General features: G+C 71.5%; 17 protein-coding genes. 12 read left to right on the forward strand and 5 right to left on the reverse strand.

The genetic code is table 11. The annotated features are described in order from the left end of the window. From AC0IW9_RS09560 to AC0IW9_RS09575, 4 genes are all read left to right on the forward strand, one after another. Positions 1–481 (forward strand): hypothetical protein (locus AC0IW9_RS09560; protein ID WP_471648003.1); only part of this gene is annotated, 481 nt, incomplete at its 5' end. A 164-nt stretch (positions 482–645) separates the two neighbouring features. Then, positions 646–957 (forward strand): co-chaperone GroES, encoded by a 312-nt coding sequence (groES, locus tag AC0IW9_RS09565; RefSeq protein WP_290317581.1) that lies wholly within the window; start codon positions 646–648, stop codon positions 955–957. 108 nt (positions 958–1,065) lie between these two features. Next, on the forward strand, positions 1,066–2,712 hold the full coding sequence (gene groL / locus AC0IW9_RS09570) for a chaperonin GroEL (protein ID WP_471648004.1): 1,647 nt from the start codon (positions 1,066–1,068) through the stop codon (positions 2,710–2,712). A gap of 262 nt (positions 2,713–2,974) precedes the next feature. Then, the gene (locus tag AC0IW9_RS09575; protein WP_290317583.1) at positions 2,975–3,178 is read left to right on the forward strand and encodes a cold-shock protein; all 204 of its coding nucleotides are present in this window, start codon (positions 2,975–2,977) and stop codon (positions 3,176–3,178) included. Positions 3,179–3,202: 24 nt separating this feature from the next. On the opposite strand, the gene AC0IW9_RS09580 is transcribed toward AC0IW9_RS09575, so the two are convergent. Together AC0IW9_RS09580 and AC0IW9_RS09585 are read right to left on the reverse strand one after the other, a co-directional pair. Continuing rightward, the gene (locus AC0IW9_RS09580; protein WP_471648005.1) at positions 3,203–4,174 is read right to left on the reverse strand and encodes a Bug family tripartite tricarboxylate transporter substrate binding protein; all 972 of its coding nucleotides are present in this window, start codon (positions 4,172–4,174) and stop codon (positions 3,203–3,205) included. Between the two features lie 50 nt (positions 4,175–4,224). After that, positions 4,225–4,758, reverse strand: a complete 534-nt coding sequence (locus AC0IW9_RS09585; RefSeq protein WP_471648006.1) for a hypothetical protein — start codon at positions 4,756–4,758, stop codon at positions 4,225–4,227. 74 nt (positions 4,759–4,832) lie between these two features. Here AC0IW9_RS09585 and AC0IW9_RS09590 point away from each other — a divergent pair, with 74 nt between their 5' ends. The 8 genes from AC0IW9_RS09590 to AC0IW9_RS09625 all read left to right on the forward strand — a co-directional run bounded on the left by AC0IW9_RS09590 (position 4,833) and on the right by AC0IW9_RS09625 (position 14,790). Next, positions 4,833–5,789, forward strand: coding sequence for a threonine dehydratase (locus tag AC0IW9_RS09590; RefSeq protein ID WP_471648007.1), 957 nt, complete (start codon positions 4,833–4,835; stop codon positions 5,787–5,789). A gap of 86 nt (positions 5,790–5,875) precedes the next feature. Then, positions 5,876–6,859, forward strand: coding sequence for a Bug family tripartite tricarboxylate transporter substrate binding protein (locus AC0IW9_RS09595; protein ID WP_471648008.1), 984 nt, complete (start codon positions 5,876–5,878; stop codon positions 6,857–6,859). Between the two features lie 20 nt (positions 6,860–6,879). Beyond that, complete coding sequence (locus tag AC0IW9_RS09600) at positions 6,880–7,866, forward strand: Bug family tripartite tricarboxylate transporter substrate binding protein (protein ID WP_471648009.1); 987 nt, start codon at positions 6,880–6,882, stop codon at positions 7,864–7,866. Between the two features lie 67 nt (positions 7,867–7,933). Then, positions 7,934–9,292: a diaminopimelate decarboxylase gene (lysA, locus tag AC0IW9_RS09605; protein ID WP_471648010.1), complete on the forward strand. Its 1,359-nt coding sequence runs from the start codon at positions 7,934–7,936 to the stop codon at positions 9,290–9,292. Continuing rightward, positions 9,289–11,916: a DUF4175 domain-containing protein gene (locus tag AC0IW9_RS09610; protein ID WP_471648011.1), complete on the forward strand. Its 2,628-nt coding sequence runs from the start codon at positions 9,289–9,291 to the stop codon at positions 11,914–11,916. Before lysA ends, AC0IW9_RS09610 begins: the two co-directional genes overlap by 4 nt. Positions 11,917–11,986: 70 nt before the next feature. Continuing rightward, a complete protein-coding gene (locus tag AC0IW9_RS09615; RefSeq protein WP_471648012.1) occupies positions 11,987–12,967 on the forward strand; it encodes a cation diffusion facilitator family transporter in 981 nt (326 codons plus the stop codon). Between the two features lie 102 nt (positions 12,968–13,069). Continuing rightward, positions 13,070–14,239, forward strand: a complete 1,170-nt coding sequence (locus AC0IW9_RS09620; protein ID WP_471648013.1) for a zinc-dependent alcohol dehydrogenase — start codon at positions 13,070–13,072, stop codon at positions 14,237–14,239. After that, positions 14,236–14,790 (forward strand): hypothetical protein, encoded by a 555-nt coding sequence (locus tag AC0IW9_RS09625; RefSeq protein ID WP_471648014.1) that lies wholly within the window; start codon positions 14,236–14,238, stop codon positions 14,788–14,790. Before AC0IW9_RS09620 ends, AC0IW9_RS09625 begins: the two co-directional genes overlap by 4 nt. Before the next feature lie 34 nt (positions 14,791–14,824). Here AC0IW9_RS09625 and AC0IW9_RS09630 read toward each other — a convergent pair whose 3' ends face one another. From AC0IW9_RS09630 to AC0IW9_RS09640, 3 genes are all read right to left on the reverse strand, one after another. Next, positions 14,825–15,109, reverse strand: a complete 285-nt coding sequence (locus AC0IW9_RS09630; RefSeq protein WP_471648015.1) for a hypothetical protein — start codon at positions 15,107–15,109, stop codon at positions 14,825–14,827. 31 nt (positions 15,110–15,140) lie between these two features. Continuing rightward, positions 15,141–16,034 (reverse strand): polyphosphate kinase 2 family protein, encoded by an 894-nt coding sequence (locus AC0IW9_RS09635; RefSeq protein ID WP_471648016.1) that lies wholly within the window; start codon positions 16,032–16,034, stop codon positions 15,141–15,143. A 119-nt stretch (positions 16,035–16,153) separates the two neighbouring features. After that, positions 16,154–17,383 (reverse strand): MFS transporter, encoded by a 1,230-nt coding sequence (locus AC0IW9_RS09640; RefSeq protein WP_471648017.1) that lies wholly within the window; start codon positions 17,381–17,383, stop codon positions 16,154–16,156.

A 17,383-nucleotide genomic window follows, 5' to 3' on the forward strand; every position in this document is an offset into this window, starting at 1 on the left:
GGCCCAGGCGGCGGGGGCGGGCGGGTGGACCTGGCGGGCCTATCTCAGCACCAGCGGCGCCGGCGGGGTGAACGCGCGGGACCGCATCGGCCGCGGGCCCTGGCGCAATGCCAAGGGCGAGGTCATCGCCAATAGCGTGGCGGAGCTGCACGGCAGCAATGCGCTGACCCTGCAGACGGCGCTGACCGAGAAGGGGGAGCCGATCAACGGCCGGCGCTCCACGCCGAATACCCATGACGTGCTGACCGGCTCGCAGCCCGATGGCACCGCCTTCGCCGGGGCGGAGGACCGGAACTGCCGCAACTGGACCTATTCGGGGGCCGAGGGCGCGGCGATGGTCGGGCACCACGACCGCGAGGGGCTGCGCGACGACGATGCCTCGAAGTCCTGGAATTCCTCCCACCCCACGCGCGGCTGCGGGCAGGAGGCGCTGAAGACCACGGGCGGGGCCGGATTGTTCTACTGTTTCGCCGCGGATTGACGTCGAATCGAATCTGTCACGCGGCCCGCGCTTGACGGCCGCGCGGGCCTGTCCTACATCGCTGGCACTCCTCCGGGGGGAGTGCTAGCGGGCCGCTGGGCGGTATCCGCGGGTCACCACGACCGGTGGGGGAAACCCTTGATAGAAAGACAGGAGAGGACCGCATGAGCTTCCGTCCCCTGCATGACCGCGTTCTTGTCCGTCGCGTGACGGCCGAAGAGAAGACCCGCGGCGGCATCATCATTCCCGACACCGCCAAGGAGAAGCCGCAGGAGGGTGAAGTCATCTCCGTCGGCTCCGGCACCCTGAACGACAAGGGCGAGCTTCGCGCACTCGACGTGAAGGCCGGCGACCGCATCCTGTTCGGCAAGTGGTCCGGCACGGAAGTGAAGCTCGATGGCGAGGAGCTCCTCATCATGAAGGAGTCCGACATCATGGGCATTCTCGACACCCCCGCCGTCGCCAAGGCCGCCTGAGCTTCACGCTCAAGCCTGCGACGATCGTCAACATCGGCGGTCCGGACCGCGCCGTGGGTAGCGATACCCCCGGCAGCGACGGACGGCCCCATCCAATGAGGTACGCACATGGCTGCGAAGGACGTTAAGTTTGGCGCCAGCGCCCGTGACCGCATGCTGCGCGGCGTGGACATTCTCGCCGACGCCGTGAAGGTGACGCTGGGCCCCAAGGGCCGCAATGTCGTCATCGACAAGAGCTTCGGCGCGCCGCGGATCACCAAGGACGGCGTGACCGTCGCCAAGGAGATCGAGCTGGCCGACAAGTTCGAGAACATGGGCGCGCAGATGGTGCGCGAAGTGGCCTCGAAGACCAACGACCTGGCCGGCGACGGCACCACCACCGCGACCGTCCTGGCCCAGGCGATCGTCCGTGAGGGCGTGAAGGCGGTTGCCGCCGGCATGAACCCGATGGACCTGAAGCGCGGCATCGACAAGGCCGTGGCCTCGGTCGTCGCCGAGCTGGAGTCCAAGACCCGCAAGATCTCGACCTCGGCCGAAGTGGCGCAGGTCGGCTCGATCTCCGCCAATGGCGAGACCGAGATCGGCGAGATGATCGCGCAGGCGATGGAGAAGGTCGGCAACGAGGGTGTCATCACCGTCGAGGAAGCCAAGGGCATCCAGACCGAGCTCGACGTCGTCGAGGGCATGCAGTTCGATCGCGGCTACGTCTCCCCGTATTTCATCACGAATGCGGAGAAGATGATCGTCGAGATGGAGAACCCCTACATCCTCATCTTCGAGAAGAAGCTCTCGGGCCTCCAGCCCATGCTTCCGCTCCTCGAGGCCGTGGTGCAGTCGGGCCGTCCGCTGATCATCGTCGCCGAGGATGTCGAGGGCGAGGCCCTGGCCACGCTCGTCGTCAACAAGCTGCGCGGCGGCCTGAAGGTCGCGGCCGTGAAGGCGCCGGGCTTCGGCGATCGCCGCAAGGCGATGCTCGAGGACATCGCCATCCTGACCGGTGGTGAGGTCATCTCCGAAGACCTCGGCATCAAGCTCGAGAGCGTGACCCTCGCCCAGCTGGGCAAGGCCAAGATGGTCCGCATCGAGAAGGAAAACACCACCATCGTCGATGGTGCGGGCGAGAAGTCGGCCATCACCGGCCGCGTCGAGCAGATCAAGGCGCAGATCGAGGAGACCACCTCGGACTACGACCGTGAGAAGCTGCAGGAGCGCCTGGCGAAGCTGGCCGGCGGCGTCGCCGTCATTCGCGTCGGCGGCAGCAGCGAAGTCGAGGTCAAGGAGCGCAAGGATCGCGTCGACGACGCGCTGCATGCGACCCGCGCCGCGGTTCAGGAAGGCATCGTCCCCGGCGGCGGCGTCGCCCTGGTGCGCGCCTCGCAGAACCTGAACAACGTCAAGGCCGACAACCACGACCAGCAGGTCGGCATCGACATCATCAAGCGCGCCATCCAGGCTCCGCTGAAGCAGATCGCCGAGAATGCCGGCCAGGACGGTGCCGTTGTCGCCGGTGAGGTGCTCCGCACCGCCACCTACGAGTACGGCTACGACGCCCAGTCCGACACCTACAAGGATCTGGTCGCGGCCGGCATCATCGACCCGACCAAGGTCGTGCGCACGGCGCTGCAGGATGCGGCCTCGGTGGCATCGCTGCTGATCACCACCGAAGCCATGGTGGCCGAGCGTCCGGAGCGTAAGGCTGCGGCCGGTGGCCCGCCGGGCGGCGACATGGGCGGCATGGGCGGCATGGACTTCTGATCCAGACTGGATCGGAAGGCTGACAAAGGGGGGCGGGGCCGCAAGGCCTCGCCCCTTTTTCTACGCATGGCGGCTCACGGAATCGCGTATGCGCGATCGTTGACTTGGTCCGGGCGTTTCGTGTCCACTGGTTGGGCCAGCCGTCCTTGGCCCGCCTTGCCGTGCCCTCCCGGAACAGATCCGGGCGCCTTCAAGCCGTTCCAGCCCGGTGGCTCCGCGCGGGCGATCGGCGTCCGCGCCTTGGGAGAGGAGGGTGCATCGCATGGCGATCGGCACCGTGAAGTGGTTCAACGCGACCAAGGGCTTCGGCTTCATCGTGCCGCAGGACGGCGGCAAGGATGTCTTCGTGCACATCACCGCCGTGCAGAAGGCCGGCCTCCAGGGCCTCAACGAGAACCAGAAGGTCAGCTACGACGTGGTGATGGAGCGCGGCAAGGCCGCCGCCGCGAACCTCAAGCCGCTCTAGGCCGGCGGCCCCGGCGCGGGCCGTTCAATCCAGCCTCGCCCCGCTGCGGCGGACGATCTCCGCATGGCGGCGCAGCTCCTCGGCGAGATGCGTGGCCAGCCGTTCCGGCGGGCCGCCATAGGTTTCCATCCCGGCATCGCCCAGCCGCTGGCGGGCCGCCGGATCGGCCAGGACCTCGTTCACCGCGGCGTTGCAGCGGGCGATGATGGCCGGCGCGGTGCCATGCGGCGCCAGCACCCCGAACCATGTCCCGAAGACCAGGCCCGGCAGGCCGAGCTCGGCCGTTGTCGGCACCTCTGGCAATTGCGGCACGCGGCGGTCGGACAGCACCGCGATGGGCACCACTTCCCCGGCGCGGATCTGCGGCATGGCGCCGGTCACCAGGTTGAACATCAGTTGGATGCGGCCCGAGAGCAGGTCGGTCACCGCCGGGGCAGGACCGCTGTAGGGGACATGCACGAGGTCGGTATTGGTGCTCTGCCGGTAGAGCTCCCCGGCCAAGTGCATCGAGCTGCCGTTGCCGGTGGAGCCGAAATGCAGCCGGCCCGGCTCGGCCCTGGCCAGGGCGGTGAATTCCTCCAGCGACTTCGGGCCGAGGGTTTTGTTCACGACGAGGATGTTCGGCACGTTGCCGACCAGCGCCACCGGGTCGAAATCCTTCACTGGGTCGAAGGGCAGGTCGCGGTAGAGCGCCGGGTTGGTCGCCAGGGTGCCGGCCCAGCCCCAAAGGAAGGTGGTGCCGTCCGGCGCGCTGCGGGCCGCGGCGGCGGCGCCGATATTGCCGTTGGCCCCGGCGCGGTTCTCCACCAGCACCCGCTGGCCCAGCCGCTTCTCCAATTCCAGCGCCACGATCCGCGCCAGGGTATCGGCCGTGCCGGCACCGCCCAGGGTCGGCACGACGAGGCGGACCGGGCGGTCCGGCCAGGCGGGCTGGGCCCGGGCGATCGCCGGCAGGGCGAGGGCGGGGAGGGCGAAGGCGGCGCGGCGGGGGATCATCCTGGGCTCCGGCGGGGATCGCCGGAGTGTGGCGCAGGACGACCGGCCTGTCAGTCCGTGGCTTTTTGGCGCCAGACCCGGGCGGCGCCGCAGGCGTTCAGCAGTTCCTCGGCCTTGGACAGCTTCTCCGGCGTATCGGCATGCACCATCAGGATGCTGCCAGCCGCCCCGACCGTCTTGTCGTCCGAGGTGACGCCATCGGGAGTGGCGGCGGCGCCGGCGGCCTCGCCCACCACGGCGGTCGCGCCGCCGGCGGAGGCGGCGGCGGCGATCGCCGGCAACGCGGCGCCGCCGGTGGCGATCACCACGCCGGCCGCGGCCATGGCCGTGGCGGCCGCGGCGGTGCCGACGCCGAGCTGGCGCAGGTTGCGGGCATCATCCTCCCGCACCGGGTTCTCCTCGCTGGACTGGCTGGCGCGGTCTTCCTGACCGGGCTTGCGGACCGAAAGGTCGGCGCGCTGGAACAGGCTGCCTTCCAGCCGGGACAGGGCTTCATCCAGCTGCTTCTGGTCGTGGAATTCGCCGCAGACCTGGGTGGGCTCGGCATCGCCGGTCCAGTCGGCGCTATTGAGTTCGATGGCCATGGCTGGATGCTCCGCTATTCTTGGCCCTAACCAACGCCGGCATCCCGCAGGCGTTCCGAAAGGCACCCGTGCCGATGTTCGACCTTGCTGGCCTGGAAGCCGCCGCGCGGCTGGTCCAGGGCGTGTTTCCCGGCACGCCGCAATACGCCTGGCCGCTGCTGGCCGCCCGGACTGGGGCGGAGGTCTGGGTGAAGCACGAGAACCACACCCCGACCGGCGCCTTCAAGCTGCGCGGCGGCCTCGTCTACATGGAACGGCTGCGGCGCGAGCGGCCGGAGGTGAAGGGCGTGGTCTCCGCGACGCGGGGCAACCATGGGCAGAGCCTGGCCTTCGCCGGGGCCCGCTTCGGCGTGCCGGTGACCATCGTCGTGCCGCGCGGCAACAGCCTCGAGAAGAACGCCGCGATGCGGGCCCAGGGCGCGCGGCTGGTCGAGGCCGGCGAGGATTTCGACGCCGCCCGGGCGGTGGCGAGCGCCATGGCCGTGGAACAGGGCCTCGAATTCGCGCCGAGCTTCGCGCCCGACCTGGTACGCGGCGTGGCGACCTATGCGCTGGAGCTGTTCCGCGCGGCGCCGGCGCTGGATGCGCTGTATGTGCCGATCGGCCTCGGCAGCGGGATCTGCGGCTGCATCCTGGCGCGGGACCTGCTGGGGCTGCGGACCGAGATCATCGGGGTGCAGAGCACGGGGGCGGCGGCCTATGCCCTGTCGCTGGCCGCCGGCCGCGTGGTGACGACCGAGGCGGCGGTGACCCGGGCGGATGGCATGGCGACGCGCATCCCCGACCCCGGCGCCTTCGAGATCATCCGTCGCGGCGCGGCCCGCATCGTGACCGTGACGGACGCCGAGGTGGCCGCGGCGATCCGCGCCTATTGGCAGGACACGCACAACCTGGCGGAGGGCGCCGGCGCCGCCCCGCTGGCGGCGCTGCTGCAGGAGCGGGAGCGGATGTCCGGGCGCCGGGTGGCGACCATCCTCTGCGGCGGCAACATCGACCTGGCGCTGTTTCGTGACTGGATTCTCGCCGACTGAAACGACGCGGGCTTGGCAGGACCCCCGGGTTCCGTGCGAGGCTGCCCCGAGCACTGGCGGATAAGCCGGGCTTGGGGGAACGACGGATGGCCGGCTCGGGACGGGTGACGCGGCGCATGGCGCTGGGGCTGGGGATCGGTGGGCTGGCGGCGCCCGCCCTGGCGCAATCCGCCATCTGGCCCGCTGGCCCGATCCGCTTCATCGGCATCTTCCCGCCCGGCGGCGGCACCGACATCCTTTCCCGCCTCTGGTGCCAGAAGATGGGGGAGATCACCGGCGAGCAATTCATCGTCGAGAACCGCAGCGGCTCGGCCGGCAACATCGGCACCGAGGCGATCGCCCGCAGCGCGCCGGATGGGCGGACCATCGGCCTCGGCAGCGTGGCGCCGCTGGCGATCGGGCCGACCCTGTACAAGCGGCTGCCCTTCGATGCGGTGAAGGACTTCAGCCATATCGGCGGGCTGTGGCAGCTGCCGAACCTGCTGGTGGTGAACAACGACGTGCCGGCGCGGACGGTGCCGGAGCTGATCGCGCTGGTGAAGTCGAAGCCCGGGCAATTCACCTATGCCTCCTCCGGCTCGGGGACCACGGTGCATCTCTCGGGCGCGATGTTCGCGGCGATGGCGGGCCTCGAGATGGTGCATGTGCCCTACCGCGGCGGCGCGCCGGCGCATGTGGATCTGCTGGCCGGGCGGGTGCACATGATCTTCGACAATATCCCCCAGGCCCTGGCCGAGGCGAAGGAAGGCCGGGTGCGCGCCCTGGCGGTGACCGGGGCGAAGCGCAGCCCGCAGGCGCCGGAGATTCCTGCCATGGCGGAATTCCTGCCGGGCTTCGAGATCACCTCCTGGGGCTCGGTCGCCGCGCCGGCCGGGTTGCCGGCGGCGATGATCGAGCGGATCGGCGCGCTGACCCGCCAGGCGCTGGCGACGCCGGAACTGAAGGGCCGCTTCGAGGAGAATGGCGCGACCACCTGGCCGATCGGCCCGGCCGAATTGCTGGCCTTCCGGGCGGCGAACGAGGCCGCCTTCGCGCCGGTGATCCGGGCGGCCGGGGCGCAGGTGGATTAGTGGGACTGGAGGAAACGAACATGACCGATACAACTCGGCTGTCGCGCCGTGGCGCGCTGGGGCTGCTGGCCGTACCCGCGCTTGTGGGGCGGGCCGCGGCCCAGGCCGGTGAATGGCCCAACCGGCCGGTGCGCTACATCAACCCCTATCCGCCGGGCGGGCCGACCGACACGCTCTCCCGCCTGTATTGCGCGCGGATGAGCGAGATCACCGGCCAGCAATTCGTGGTGGAGAACCGCAGCGGCTCGGGCGGCAACGTGGGTGCGGATGCGATCGCGAAATCCACCGCGGATGGCTATACCATCGGGCTCGGCGGCGTCGCCTCCCATGCCATCGCGCCGACGCTCTACCGCAGCCTGCCCTTCGACCCGGAGAAGGATTTCACCCTGGTCGCCGGGCTGTGGCAGCTGCCGAACCTGCTGGCGGTCCACCTCGACCTGCCGGCGCGGACCGTGCCGGAGCTGATCGCGCTGCTGAAGGCGAACCCGGGGAAATACACCTTCGGCTCGGCCGGGTCGGGGACGACGCTGCATCTGGCCGGGGAGATGTTCAAGCAACTCGCCGGGGTGGACATGGTGCATGTGCCCTATCGCGGCAGCGCGCCGGCGCAGCTCGACCTGGTGGCCGGGCGGATCTCCATGATGTTCGACAATATCCCCGGCACCTTGTCGCTCTCGCGCCAGGGGCAGGTGCGGCCGCTGGCGGTCACTTCGCTGGCGCGCAGCCCGGTGGCGCCGGAGATCCCGGCGCTCAGCGAATACCTAGCAGGCTTCGACGTGGTTTCCTGGACCTGCGTCTGCGGGCCGGCGGGGGTGCCGGCGCCGGTGGTGAACCGGATGTCGGCGCTGACCAAGCAGGCGCTGGAGACGCCGGCGCTGATCCGCGCCTATGCCGATCTCGGGGCGAGTGCCTGGTGGACCAGCATGGAGGATATGGCGAGCTACCGGACGGCGCAGAAGGACCGGCTGGCGCCGCTCATCCGGGCCTCGGGCGCGCAGGTGGATTGAGCGCTGCGGGGCGGGCTTGCGCAGGTCGCGCTTGTCCCGCCCCCCGGCCGCGCCGCACAATGGAGGGATGGCCTCCGTCCTTCCCCTCGCCCCGAACGATCCCGATCCGAGCTTCGCCGAGCTTCTCGCCGGCCGGCCGCACCTGTCGATGCATGTCCTGGATGGGCTGCTGGTGGAGGGCGTGCCGCTGGCGCGCATCGCCGCGGTCGCCGGCACGCCCACCTGGGTGACCTCCGCCGGGGCGCTGCGGCGGCGGGCGCGGTCGCTGAAAGCAGCGCTGGCCGGGGCCGGGCTGCAGGCCGGCATCCATTATGCGGTCAAGGCCAATACCGGGCTCGCGGTGCTGCGGGTGCTGGCGGCCGAGGGGCTGGGCGCCGACGTGGTCAGCGAGGGCGAGCTGCGGGCGGCCCGCGCCGCCGGCATCCCGGCCTCGGCGATCGTCTTCTCGGGCGTCGGCAAGACCGAGCGGGAGCTGCGCCTGGCGCTGGCCGAGGACATCGCCCAGATCAACGTCGAGAGCGCCGAGGAGGTCGAGATGCTCTCGGCGCTGGCGGCCTCGATGGGCCGGGTGGCGCGGGTGGCGCTGCGGGTGAACCCGGACGTCGATGCCAAGACCCATGCCAAGATCACGACGGGCCGGTCGGAGAACAAGTTCGGCGTGGCGATCGACGAGGCGCCCGCGCTCTATGCCCGGATGGCGGCGCTGCCGGGGCTCGAGCCGGTCGGCGTGGCGACGCATATCGGCAGCCAGATCACCAGCGGCATGGCGGCCTATCGCGCCGCCTATGCCAGACTGGCCGAGCTGGTGGTGGCGCTGCGCGCCGCCGGGCTGCCGGTGAAGCACGTGGATTGCGGCGGCGGCCTCGGCATCCCCTACCGGGACGAGCCGGCGCCGAACCCGGAGGCGCTGGCGGGCGCCATCAAGGCGACGCTGGGCGGGCTCGGCCTGCCGGTGATGCTGGAGCCGGGGCGCTGGATCGCCGGGCCGCCGGGGCTGCTGCTGGCTTCCGTCGTGCTGCAGAAGCAGGGGGCGGCGCGGCGCTTCCTGGTGCTGGATGCGGCAATGAACGACCTCGTCCGTCCGGCGATGTATGAGGCGTGGCACGGGATCCTGCCGGTCTCGCCGGTGGATTACGTGGCGCCGGTCGGGCCGGCCGACGTGGTCGGGCCGGTCTGCGAGACCGGGGACACCTTTGCACGCGGCCGGGCGATGCCATCTCTCAGGCCGGGCGCCCTGGTCGCCTTCCTCGATGCGGGAGCCTATGGCGCGGCGATGAGCAGCACCTACAACATGCGTCCCCTGGCGGCGGAGGTCCTGGTCGACGGCGACCGCTTCGCCGTGGTCCGCGACCGGCAGAGCTACGAGGCGATGCTCGGCGGCCAGCGGTTGCCGGAGTGGCTTGTCCGGGAAGGCGGGGCGGAATGAGCCCGCCGGGCGGGCCGCGCGACCTGGTCTCGGCGCTCGGGCGCCGGCGCCGGCTGGCGCGGCTGGCCCTGTGGTGGGAAGCGGTCTGGCCGCGGGCCTGGCCGGTGCTGGCGGTGCTCGGCATTTTCCTGATCCTGGCGCTGCTGGACGTGCCGCGGCAATTGCCGGGCATCCTGCATATCCTGCTGCTGCTGGGCTTCGCGGCGGCGCTCGGGCTGGTGGCCTGGCGGGCCTTCCGCGGGTTCGTCGTGCCCGGGGCGGCGGCGGCGGAACGGCGGCTGGAGAGCCAATCCGGCCTGCGGCACCGGCCGCTGGCGGCGCTGGCGGACAAGCCCGCGGGCGACGACCCGGCGGCGCTGGCGCTGTGGCGGGTGCATCAGCAGCGGGCGGCGGCGCAGATCAGCCGGTTGAAGGTGGGCACGCCGCGGCCGGGGCTGCCGGCGCGGGACCCGCGGGCGCTGCGCGGCGCGCTGGTGCTGGGCCTGCTGGCGGCGCTGGTGGTGGCCGGTGGCGAGGTGGGGGAGCGGCTGCGCCGGGCGGTCAGCCCGGCCTTCGCCGGCTCGGCCCCGGTACCCGGCATGCGGCTGGAAGCCTGGGTGACGCCGCCGACCTATACCGGCGCGGCGCCGGTCTTCCTCGACCCGGCGGGCGGCGCGGCCACGGTGCCGGCGGGCAGCCGGTTGCAGGTCTCGCTTTCGGGCGGCAGCGGCGGGGTGCCGGAGCTGCTGGCGGATGGGGAGGCCGCGGCCTTCCGGGCCTTGGATGGCGCCAGCTTCGCGGCGGAGCGGGCGCTCGACCATGGCACCCGCCTGGTGGTGCGGCGGGGCGGGGCGGAGCTGGCCCGCTGGGCGCTGACGGTGCAGGCGGATGCGCCGCCGACCGTCGCCTTCGCCGAACCGCCGGGACGGGCGCAGCGCGGCCTCGGCACGCGGCTGCCTTGGCGGGCGGAGGATGACTGGGGGCTGGCCGCCCTCACGGCCGAGCTGCGGCTGAAGCTGCGGCCGGAGGCGGCGCCGCTGGTCCTCGACCTGCCGTTGCCGGGCGCGGCGCCGAAATCGGCCAAGGGCACGGCGCAGCCGGATCTCTCGGCGCATCCCTGGGCGGGGCTCGAGGTGGCGGTGGTGCTGCGGGCGCGCGACGGGGCCGGGCAGGAGGGGGCCTCGGAGGCCGCCGGCCTGACCCTGCCGGAGCGCAGCTTCAACCACCCCGTCGCCAGGCTGCTGATCGGCGTGCGGCGGGAGCTGTCGGTGGCGCCGGACCGTCGGGCACCGGCGCGGCGGGCGCTGGAGGAGATCGGCCGGGCGCCGGAAGCCTTCGAGCACGACGTGGCGACCTACCTGGCGATCCGCGTCGCCCGCACCCGGCTGGCGACCGATCGCCGGCCGGAGGCGGTGGGCGAGGTGCAGGACCTGCTCTGGGAAGTGGCGCTGGCGCTGGAGGAGGGCCGCGACGGCCGGACGCTCCGCGCCCTGCAGCAGGCGCGGGAGGCGCTGCGCGAGGCGCTGGACCAGGCCGAGCGGCAGCAGCAGGAGAACCCGCAGACGCCACAGGAGCAGGCCCAGGACCCGGCCCAGCAGCAGCAGCGGGCCGAATTGCAGCGCCGCATCCAGGAATTGCGCGATGCCATCCGCCAGCACCTGGAAGCGCTGGCCGAGCGGCTGCAGCGCGAGAATGCCGAGCAGATGCCGGAAGGCGCGCAGAACCGCCTGATGGACCAGCGCGAGATGGACCGCCGCACCCGCCGGATGGAGGAGGCCGCGCGCGAGGGGCGCACTGAGGATGCGCAGAAGGAGCTCGCCGAGCTGGAGGAGATGCTGAAGGCGCTGGAGGAGGGCCGCGCCCAGCGCGCCGAGAGCCCGGAGCGGCAGCAGCGCCGCGAGCGCGGCCAGCAGCAGATGGGCGTGGTGCAGGACATGGTGAAGCGGCAGAGCGAGATGCTCGACCGCAGCCACCAGCGCAGCGAGCAGGGCGAGCGCGACCGGACGCAGCGCAGCCGGCAGCAGCGCAGCCAGCAGCAGTTCCGCTGGCCGCAGGAGCCGCCGGCCCCGGCCCAGCCGCTAGGTGCCGCGGACCCGCAGGCGCAGCAGCAGACGCAGCAGGATGGCCGCACCCAGCGCGCCCTTCGCCGGGCCCTGGGCGAGCTGATGCAGCAATTCGGCGACCTGACCGGGGAGATCCCGGAAGGGCTCGGCCGGGCCGACCAGGCGATGCGGGATGCCCAGGAATCGCTCGGCCAGGGCGGCGATGCGCGGGATGCCCAGCAGCGGGCGCTGCGGGCCCTGCAGGAAGGCGGCCGGCAGATGGCGCAATCCATGCAGCGCCAGTTCGGCATGGGCATGGATGGCGAGGAGGATGGCGACCCGCAGGACATGGCCGGGGAGAACCAGCCCGGCGGCGAGGGCCAGGACCAGGCGCGGGGCCAGGGCGAGGGGCGGGATCCGCTCGGCCGCCGGTCCCGCGACGTGAACGGCAATGCCGACAACGGCGCCGATACCCGGGTGCCGGAGGAAGTCGAGATGCTGCGGACCCGCCGGCTGCAGGATGAGCTGCGCCGCCGCGGCGCGGAGAAGGAGCGGCCGCCGGAGGAGCTGGATTATATCGACCGGCTGCTGAAGCGCTTCTGATGGCCCGGCGTTGGCTCGGCAGCCACGGTGAAGGGGCGGCCGCGCCCCGGCCGGTGGCGTAGGAGCCAGCATGGCCGGACACCACGACCACGATCACGGCCATGACCACGCCGGCCACGACCATGCGGGGCATGGCCACGCAGGACATGGCCACGCAGGGCACAGCCATGGGCCGGCGCCCGAGGAGCGGGGCTTCGCGTTGGGCGTCTCGCTCAACTTCGGCTTCGTGGTGCTGGAGGTCGTGGCGGGGCTGATGGCCGGCTCCGTGGCGCTGCTGGCGGATGCCGGGCACAACCTTTCCGATGTCCTGGGGCTGATCCTCGCCTGGGTGGCGGTGCGGCTGGCCCAGCGCCGGCCCGGCGGGCGGCGGACCTATGGCTGGCACCGCGGCACCATCCTGGCGGCGCTGGGCAATGCGATGCTGCTGCTGGTGGCGGTCGGGGCGATCGCGCTGGAATCCATCCAGCGGCTGTGGGAGCCGGCGCCGGTGGCGACCGGCTTCATGCTCTGGGTCGCGGCGGCGGGCATCGTGGTGAACGGCGGCACGGCATTGCTGTTTGCCGCCGGCCGGGCCGCCGATATCAACCGGCGCGGCGCCTATCTGCACATGGTGGCGGATGCCGGGGTCTCGGCCGGGGTGGTGGCCGGGGCGCTGCTGATCCGGGCGACGGGCTGGACCTGGGTCGATCCGGTGCTCGGCCTGGTGATCGCCGGGGTGATCCTGGCCGGGACCTGGGGGCTGCTGCGGGACTCCATGGACATGGCCATGGATACGGTGCCGGCCGGGATCGACCCCGAGGCGGTGGCCGCCTGGCTGGCGGCGCAGCCGGGGGTGGCGGAGGTGCATGACCTGCATATCTGGCCGATCTCGACCACCCGGACGGCACTGACCGCGCATCTGGTGCGGCCCGGCGCGGCGGTGGACGACGGCTTCCTCGCCGCGCTCTGCCAGGGGCTCGGCAGCCGTTTCGGGATCGGCCATGTCACGGTGCAGGTGGAGGCCGGCGATCCCGCGCATCCCTGCGTGCTGGCGCCGGCCGAGGTGATCTAGGGCGGCGCGCAGTAGCCATTCCGCCTGCATCGCACAACCGAGGCCGGTACATTCGCGTTCGACCCGTGAGGGGACCGGTTCGCGGGCCCGCGGGAGGCTTCGATGCGCGCACTACGTTGGCACGGCAAACACGATATCCGCTGTGATACTGTTCCCGACCCGAAGATCGAGCATCCGCGCGATGCCATCATCAAGGTTTCCGCCTGCGCCATCTGCGGCTCGGACCTGCATCTCTACGACGGCTTCATGCCGGGCATGGAGAGCGGCGACATCATGGGCCATGAGTTCATGGGCGTGGTCGAGGAAGTCGGCTCCGAGAACAAGGCGCTGAAGCGCGGCGACCGGATCGTCGTGCCCTTCACCATCACCTGCGGCCAGTGCGAGCAGTGCCGGCGGGGCAATTTCTCGGTCTGCGAGCGGTCCAACCGCAACAAGGCGATGGCCGACAAGGTCTTCGGCCACAGCACGGCGGGGCTCTTCGGCTATTCCCACCTGACCGGCGGCTATGCCGGCGGCCAGGCCGAATACGTCCGCATCCCCTTCGCCGATACGACGCATGTGAAGGTGCCGGATGGGCTGACGGACGAGCAGGTGCTCTTCCTTGGCGACATCTTCCCGACCGGCTGGCAGGCTGCGGTGCAATGCGACATCCAGCCAACCGATACGGTGGCCATCTGGGGCTGCGGTCCGGTCGGGCAATTCGCCATCCGCTCCGCCGTGCTGCTGGGCGCGAAGCAGGTGATCGCGATCGACCGGGTGCCGGAGCGGCTGGCGATGGCCGAGGCCGGCGGCGCGACGACCATCGATTTCTCCAAGGAGAGCGTGGTCGAGCGGCTGAACGAGCTGACCCAGGGCAAGGGGCCGGAGAAGTGCATCGATTCGGTCGGCATGGAGGCGCATGCGACGGCGACGATCGACAGCGTCTATGACCGGGTCAAGCAGGCGGTGATGCTGGAAAGCGACCGGCCGCATGTGCTGCGGGAGATGATGTACGTCTGCCGCCCGGCCGGCACGCTCTCGATCCCCGGCGTCTATGGCGGGCTGATCGACAAGGTCCCCTTCGGCATGGCGATGAACAAGGGGCTGACCTTCCGCATGGGCCAGACCCATGTCGCCCGCTGGACCGACGACCTGCTGAAGCGGATCGTCGATGGCCAGATCGACCCGAGCTTCGTCATCACCCACACCGTCGGGATGGAGCAGGGGCCGGAGATGTACAAGACCTTCCGCGACAAGGAAGACGGTTGCATCAAGGTGGTGATCAAGCCATGAGCGGGGTGCCCCAAACCGCCACGCAGACCGCCACCCCGCGCCGGACCCGCGGGTCCGATCAGGCACTGGCCCTGGCCCAGGGCCTGGGCTGGTTCAGCATCGCCCTCGGCGTCGCCCAGGTGGTGGCGCCACACCGGGTCACCCGCGCCACCGGCCTCACCGGGCATGAGCGGCTGATGTCCAGCTATGGCATGCGGGAGATCGCCACCGGCATCGGCCTGCTGACTGCGAAGGACCCGACCCCCTGGGTCTGGGGCCGGGTGGGCGGCGATGCGCTGGACATCGGCACCCTGGCCGCCGGGGTGGCAGGGCCGGAGCGGGAGCGGTCCGGCGCGGCGATGCTGGCGACGCTCGGCATCGCCGCGCTGGATCTCTGGTGCGCGCTGGCCCTGCAGCGGCCGCGCCCGACGGCGATGGCGGCCTTCCGCCAGCGCAGCGGGTTGCCGAAGCCGCCTGGGGCGATGCGCGGCAAGGCCAGCGATTTTACCGTGCCGGAGGATATGCGTACCCCAGCGGCGCTGCGGCCCTGGGTCGGCGGCAAGCCGGCCTGACTACTGCGCCCGGCCGGTGGCCGGGCGATCCGCTTCAGATGAACTGGCCCCGCAGGAAGCCGAGTGCCGGCAACGGGGTCCATTTCCGCGGCAGCTCGGACCGAGAGATCGGTGCCACGCTGTAATGCGGCACCGGCTGGCGGGAGCGGCGGAGGAAGTCCTCATAGGCTTTCACCTGCTGCGCCCGCCATTCGCGGTCGGCGAGCGCGGCGGCGCGGCTGCGATAGACATCGGCCACGCGGTTGGTGCGGCCCACGGTCGCATAGACCGCCCAGAGCTGGTCGTCGTCGCCGCGGCTGACGGGGGCAAGGTCCCTCACCCCATCATGGTCCTAGTCGCGCAGGGCCTCGTCAAGCCTCCTCTGCGCCCAGCTCCCGCCGGGCGGCATCGAGGGCGGCGCGGTTCTCGGCCGAGACCTTGGGGTAGTGCAGGTCGAGGTCCTCCAGCGCGCCGGCCAGGGCCTCGGAGACCACCAGGCGGGTGAACCACTTGTTGTCCGCCGGGACGACGTACCAGGGCGCATCCGCGGTGGCGGTGGCGCGGATGGCCTTCTCGTAGGCGGCCTGGTAGTCGTCCCAGTGGCGCCGCTCGGCGACGTCGCCCAGGCTGAATTTCCAGTTCTTCTCCGGCTCCTCGATGCGCTTCAGGAAGCGGCGGCGCTGCTCGTCCTTGCTGACGTGCAGGAAGAATTTCAGCACCACCAAGCCCTGGCGGCCGAGGTAGCCCTCGAAGGCGGCGATATCCTCCAGCCGCTGGTCCCAGAGATGCTTGCCGCGGAGTCTCGACGGCAGCTTCTGGCGATCGAGGATCTCGGGATGGACGCGGGCGACCAGCACCTCCTCGTACCAGGACCGGTTGTGGATGCCGATCACGCCGCGGGCGGGCAGGGCGACGGCGTGGCGCCAGAGGAAATCATGGTCCAGCTCCACCGGGCCGGGGGCCTTGAAGCTGGTGACGTGGCAGCCCTGGGCATTGACCCCGTTGAAGACATGCTTGATCGCGCCGTCCTTGCCGGCCGCATCCATCGCCTGGAAGATGCAGAGCACGCCCCAGCGGTCCTGGGCATAAAGCTTGTCCTGCAGGATCGAGAGGCGCTCGGCGCTTTCGACCAGCAGGGCGGCGCCAGCATCCTTATCGAGGTCGAGGCCGGCGGTATCGCCCGGATCGTGGTCCTTCAGGTGGAAGCCCTTGCCGGAGTCGATCCGGTATTGGGACACCAGCTTGCGGCGTCGCTTCGGCTCCATGGCGGCAATCCCCCTATCCGGCCGTGATCCGCGCTGACAGAAGCGCGGATCACGGTCCAGCTTATTGTTTTGTCGCATGATTCACGTCCTTCGGTGATTCCACCTCGGACGATCACGCTTTAGACTCCGTGCCGCAGGCGCGGGGCGAGCCAGAACCAGGCCACCGTCACCACCTGCCCGGCCAGGGTCAAGCCCAGTGCCCAGGAATAGCCCGCCGGGTCCCAGCCACCGGCGGCGGTGCGCGGCCAAAGGTCGAGGATGAGGCCGATGAGGCTCTGCAGCAGGAAGACCAGGGCCAGCATGCTGCCGTTCAGCGCGGTGGCGACGCGGCCGGTCATCTCCGGCGGGAAGCGCTGGGCCAGCACCGCATAGGCGACCGGGCCGGTGGAGCCGACGCAGGCGAAGCCGAACCACAGCACCGACAGCAGGGTGGTGCCCTGCGGCCCGGCGAGCAGCAGCGCCTGCATCACCGCCATGGCGCCGATGCCGGCGAAGGGCACCAGCATCGGGTCGAGCCCGCGCTTGTGCAGGGCGGAGGCGATCTGGCCGCTGACCAGCTGCCCGGTCATCATCCCGAGCGAATAGAACAGCAGCACCCCGGCGCGGGCCCCGGCCTCCAGCCCGCCGACGTCGCGCAGCCAGGGCCCGGCCCAGAGCCCTTGGTAGGTGAAGACCAGGCCGGAGCAGAGGGCGAGCGCCGGCATGTTCCGGGTGAACTCCGGGTGGCGGAAGATTCGGCCGAACTCCAGGACCTCGACCAGCAGGCGGCGGCGGACCGGCGGCCGGGCGCCGGGCGGGGCAAGCGGCACCGAGAGCCGGACCCAGAGGGCGATGAGCGTGGCCAGCGCCGCGAGGCCGAGGAAGATGCCGCGCCAGCCGGCCAGCGGCAGCAGCGCCTGGACCGGCACCGTCGCCGCCAGCCCGCCGGCGGCGCCGATGAAGACCGCGACGCCATTGACCGCCGGCAGCCGCTGCGGCGGGTACCACTGGGAATTCGCCTTCATCAGCCCGATCAGCGCCCCGGCGATGCCGAGCCCGGTGACGAAGCGGCCGATGGCGAGCAGGCCGGGGTCGGGCGCCAGGGCGCAGGTGGCGAAGCCGATGGCGGCGACAAGTGCGAGCACCGTCTGCACCCGGCGGGCGCCGTGCAGGTCGATGGCGAGGCCGATCGGCAGCTGGGCGAGGGCATAGGCGGCGAAGAAGATGGCGGCCAGGGCGCCGAGGCCGCTGGCCGAGAGACCGAATTCCAGCGCCATCACCGGCCCGACCGTCGCCACCACGGTGCGGGAGGCCTGGTTGATGAAGCCGACGGCGGCCAGCGGCAGGCTGACGCGGAGGAAGACGTTCAC

It is taken from the genome of Belnapia sp. AC561 (assembly GCF_979252845.1).

Coding starts and splice junctions, on each gene's coding strand:
- AC0IW9_RS09620 (WP_471648013.1), top strand. CDS start 13,070: ATGCGCGCACTACGTTGGCACGGCAAACACGATATCCGCTGTGATACT.
- AC0IW9_RS09595 (WP_471648008.1), top strand. CDS start 5,876: ATGGCCGGCTCGGGACGGGTGACGCGGCGCATGGCGCTGGGGCTGGGG.
- AC0IW9_RS09635 (WP_471648016.1), bottom strand. CDS start 16,034: ATGGAGCCGAAGCGACGCCGCAAGCTGGTGTCCCAATACCGGATCGAC.
- AC0IW9_RS09615 (WP_471648012.1), top strand. CDS start 11,987: ATGGCCGGACACCACGACCACGATCACGGCCATGACCACGCCGGCCAC.
- AC0IW9_RS09575 (WP_290317583.1), top strand. CDS start 2,975: ATGGCGATCGGCACCGTGAAGTGGTTCAACGCGACCAAGGGCTTCGGC.
- groES (WP_290317581.1), top strand. CDS start 646: ATGAGCTTCCGTCCCCTGCATGACCGCGTTCTTGTCCGTCGCGTGACG.
- AC0IW9_RS09585 (WP_471648006.1), bottom strand. CDS start 4,758: ATGGCCATCGAACTCAATAGCGCCGACTGGACCGGCGATGCCGAGCCC.
- groL (WP_471648004.1), top strand. CDS start 1,066: ATGGCTGCGAAGGACGTTAAGTTTGGCGCCAGCGCCCGTGACCGCATG.
- AC0IW9_RS09625 (WP_471648014.1), top strand. CDS start 14,236: ATGAGCGGGGTGCCCCAAACCGCCACGCAGACCGCCACCCCGCGCCGG.
- lysA (WP_471648010.1), top strand. CDS start 7,934: ATGGCCTCCGTCCTTCCCCTCGCCCCGAACGATCCCGATCCGAGCTTC.
- AC0IW9_RS09590 (WP_471648007.1), top strand. CDS start 4,833: ATGTTCGACCTTGCTGGCCTGGAAGCCGCCGCGCGGCTGGTCCAGGGC.
- AC0IW9_RS09600 (WP_471648009.1), top strand. CDS start 6,880: ATGACCGATACAACTCGGCTGTCGCGCCGTGGCGCGCTGGGGCTGCTG.
- AC0IW9_RS09580 (WP_471648005.1), bottom strand. CDS start 4,174: ATGATCCCCCGCCGCGCCGCCTTCGCCCTCCCCGCCCTCGCCCTGCCG.
- AC0IW9_RS09610 (WP_471648011.1), top strand. CDS start 9,289: ATGAGCCCGCCGGGCGGGCCGCGCGACCTGGTCTCGGCGCTCGGGCGC.